3 protein-coding genes are annotated in these 3,821 nt (G+C 69.4%); 2 read left to right on the top strand and 1 reads right to left on the bottom strand.

What is annotated here, in order from left to right; all coding sequences use genetic code 11:
* Positions 1-776: FUSC family protein (locus DPV74_RS39870; RefSeq protein WP_162923291.1), on the bottom strand; the 776-nt coding region annotated here is incomplete at its 3' end.
* A gap of 145 nt (positions 777-921) precedes the next feature.
* On the opposite strand from DPV74_RS39870, the gene DPV74_RS39875 reads away from it, so the two are divergent.
* Together DPV74_RS39875 and DPV74_RS39880 are read left to right on the top strand one after the other, a co-directional pair.
* Positions 922-1,824, top strand: coding sequence for a LysR family transcriptional regulator (locus tag DPV74_RS39875; protein WP_060195414.1), 903 nt, complete (start codon positions 922-924; stop codon positions 1,822-1,824).
* A 413-nt stretch (positions 1,825-2,237) separates the two neighbouring features.
* Complete coding sequence (locus tag DPV74_RS39880; RefSeq protein WP_027791881.1) at positions 2,238-3,797, top strand: DHA2 family efflux MFS transporter permease subunit; 1,560 nt, start codon at positions 2,238-2,240, stop codon at positions 3,795-3,797.
* Positions 3,798-3,821: the final 24 nt, after the last annotated feature.

A 3,821-nucleotide genomic window follows, 5' to 3' on the forward strand; every position in this document is an offset into this window, starting at 1 on the left:
CCCGCGGCCTGCGCGGACAGCACGCCCAGCACCGCCGTGCGCAGATGACCGATCGCGTTGCGCACCGGCGGCGCGCCGGTGGCCGCATATTCGGCCGCCGTGTCGAGTTCGAGCGCATCCGCGAACAGCCGGTGCACGGCCGCGACGTTCGGCTCGCGGCGCAGCGCACCCGCCCCGACCGCCGCCGCGCGGTCGAGATAGCGCCTGAGCCGCGTACGGACATCGTCCAGCGGCGTGCCCGGCGCGAAGACCGTATCGAACAGCGCGCCGCACAGGATGCCGACCACCACGTAGAGGAACCGCGCGACCGCGATGTCGAACGCGTGCAACGGCGCGGATACCGCATCCATCGCGACGATCGCGGCCGTGTAGCCGGCGAGCACCGCCGCATAGGCGCGGAAATTCCGCTGGAACGTCGCGACGCCCGCGCACAGGCCGATCCAGGCGGCGAGCGCCGGCAGGAACAGTTCGGGGGTCTGCGCGAATGCACCGGTCAGCACGAGCGCGACGACCGCGCCGATCGCGGTGCCGAGAATCCGGTACTGGCTCTTCGACAAGCCCATCCCGCGGCTGCCCTGCGCGACGATCCACACCGTCGATGCGGCCCATTTCGGGTCGTCGAGATTCATCCGGAAGGCAATGTAGAGCGCGAGCAGCGACGCGGCCGTGTTGCGCAACGCGAAGGCGAGCGCACCGGGCGGCAGCGTGGGCCGTGCGTCGCGCAGCACGGTGAGGAAGGCCGCGCGCGGCGGCAGATCGGGCAAGGCGAATTTCATGCGGCGAGCATACGGGGGCGCGCCGCCGCCACTAAGAGGCGCGGACAGGATGCGTTATTGCACCGGGCAGGATAATCGCCGCCGCACGGAGCGATCCGGCCGGCGAAGGTAAGATGCGCGCAGGTCGAACACGGAAGCACCCCGTATGAACTTCGAAAGCATCCGCATATTCCTGCGCGTGGTCGAGCGCGGCAACTTCACCGCCGCCGCCACGCAACTCGACATGCCGCTCAGCCGCGTGAGCCGCAAGGTCAAGCAGCTCGAGGACGATCTCGGCGTCCAGCTGCTGTACCGGACCACGCGCCGCGTGTCCGTCACCGAGGCCGGACGCGACTACTACGAGCGCTGCCTGCGCGCCGAGGACATCCTGCTCGACGCGGACCGCCAGGCCCGCGCGCTGCGCATGGCGCCGGAGGGCACGCTGCGCGTGCTGGTGCCCTACTCGATCGGCCTGTTCGAACTGGAGCCGGCGCTCGCCGAGTTTCGCCGGCGCTACCCGCTCGTCCAGCTCGTGCTGATCTACGACAACAACCCGCTCGATCTCGTCGAGCACGGCTTCGACGTCGCGCTGCGCGCGGGCGTGCTGACCGACTCCAGCTACATCGCACGCTCGCTCGGCTGGTCACAGGCGAAGCTCGCCGCGAGCCCCGCCTATCTCGACCGCGTCGGCCGGCCCGCCACGCCGCAGGACCTCGCGCGGCACGACCTGCTGCTCGTCGGCCGCGACGCGCCCGGCCTGACGCTGCGGCTCACCAATGCGGCCGGCGAAGTCGCCGACGTGCCGGTGCGGCCGGTGCTGATCACCAACGAATCGGTGACGGTGCTGCGCCAGGCCGCGAGCGGCGGCGGCATCGCGCTGGCCTCGACGCACTACACGGCCCGCCGGCTCGAACGGAACGAACTCGAAATCGTGCTGCCCGACTGGCACCGGGCCGACGACGTCGAGCTGCACGTGCTGTACCCGCGGCGCGCGACGCTCGACAGCAAGGTGCGCGCGTTCGTCGATTTCCTTGCGGAACTGTTCACCGCATGGCGAACCGCACCGTAACCGGCTCGGTTCGGCACGGTTCGCACACCGATTATTGCGCGGCGCGAAATCGATTAATGAGCCGGCCCGTGTTGATGGCGGCTCGCCGCATCGTTAGCCTGTCGCGATGCACAACGACTCCACCGGCGATGCCAGCCGCCTGACCGCTGCCCGCAGACGCGTCACGCGCGTCCCGCCTTCCTGACCGGCAGCATCCCGCCTTCCGAAGCCCGCCACGGCTTCGTGCATCCGATCGAGCCGCACATCGCACGCGTCGGCCCCGGCTACCGGGCCGCATCGCGCGCCGTGCGCCCTTCCGTTCAGCAGCCGCGCCGCGCCTGCGTCGCCTTCGCGCGCGTGCGTGCGCGGTGGCGCGTGCCCGCCGCGACGGGCCGCAGCCGTCAAGCACCTTACGCTTCTTACGCAGGAAACCCATGTCCACTCCGTCATCTCCAGCCCCGCTGTCGGGCGGCAAGCTCGCGATCGGCACGATCGCGGTGTCGCTCGCGATGTTCATGAACGTGCTCGACTCGTCGATCGCGAACGTCGCCATTCCGACCATCTCGGGCGACCTCGGCGTGTCGGTCGACGAAGGCACGTGGGTCATCACGATCTTTGCGGCCGCGAACGCGGTGTCGATTCCGTTGACGGGCTGGCTCACGCAGCGCTTCGGCCAGGTACGCCTGTTCGTCACGTCGATCCTGCTGTTCGTGTTCGCGTCATGGCTGTGCGGGATCGCGCCGAACCTGCCGACGCTGCTCGCCGCGCGAATCCTGCAGGGCGCGGTCGCCGGGCCGCTCGCGCCGCTGTCGCAGGCGCTGCTGCTCGGCGCGTGGCCGCGGCAGAAATCGTCGAGCGCGCTGGCGCTGTGGTCGATGACGGCGCTCGTCGGCCCGATCGCGGGGCCGTCGCTCGGCGGCTGGATCACGTACGACTACAACTGGTCGTGGATCTTCTACATCAACATCCCGGTGGGCTTCTTCGCGGCCGCCGTCACGTGGATCGTGTTCCGGGATCGCGAATCGGCCACGCGCCGCCTGCCGATCGATACGGTCGGCCTGCTGCTGCTCGTGCTGTGGGTCGCGTCGCTGCAGATCATGCTCGACAAGGGCAAGGATCTCGACTGGTTCAACTCGCCCGTCGTCGTCGCGCTCGGCATCGTCGCGCTGATCGGCTTCGCGTTCTTCCTCGTGTGGGAGCTGCACGAGGCCAACCCGATCGTCGACCTGCGGCTCTTCACGCAGCGCAATTTCGCGGGCGGCACGATCGCGATCTCGGTCGCGTACGGGATGTTCTTCGGCACGCTCGTGCTGCTGCCGCAGTGGATGCAGGGCTATCTCGGCTACCGCGCGGTCGATTCGGGGCTCGCCACCGCGCCGCTCGGGGTGTTCGCGATCCTGCTCACGCCGGTCATGGGGCGCCTGCTGCCGCGCACCGATCCGCGCTACATCGCGACGCTCGCGTTCGTCGGCTTCGCGGTCGTGTTCATGATGCGCACGACCTTCTACACCGACGTGTCGCGCTGGGACCTCGTGCTGCCGACGCTGCTGCAAGGCATCCCGATGGCGATGTTCTTCGTGCCGCTGACGTCGATCATCCTGTCCGGGCTGCCGCCGGAAAAGATTCCGGCCGCCGCCGGCCTGTCGAATTTCGGCCGCACGTTCTGCGGCGCCGTCGGCACGTCGCTGATCAGCAACGCCTGGAACGACCGCACGATCCTGCATCACGCGCGGCTCACCGAACAGGCGAGCATCGACAACCCGACCTTCGCGCAACACGTCGACACGACGCGCTCGCTGCTGCACCTGAGCCCCGATTCGGCGCTCGCGCTCTTCAACTCATCGGTCGATTCGCAAGCGGCCGTGATGGGGCTGAACGACATCTTCTATGTATCGGCGATCATCTTCGTCGCGATCATTCCGCTGATCTGGATCACGAAACCGTCGCGCTCGGGCGGCGGCGATGCCGACGCGGCGGCGGCCGGCGCGCATTGATCCGCGTGCGCGGCGGCCGGGCCC

It is taken from the genome of Burkholderia sp. HAN2018 (genome assembly GCF_024704855.1).
GTDB lineage: Bacteria > Pseudomonadota > Gammaproteobacteria > Burkholderiales > Burkholderiaceae > Burkholderia > Burkholderia cepacia.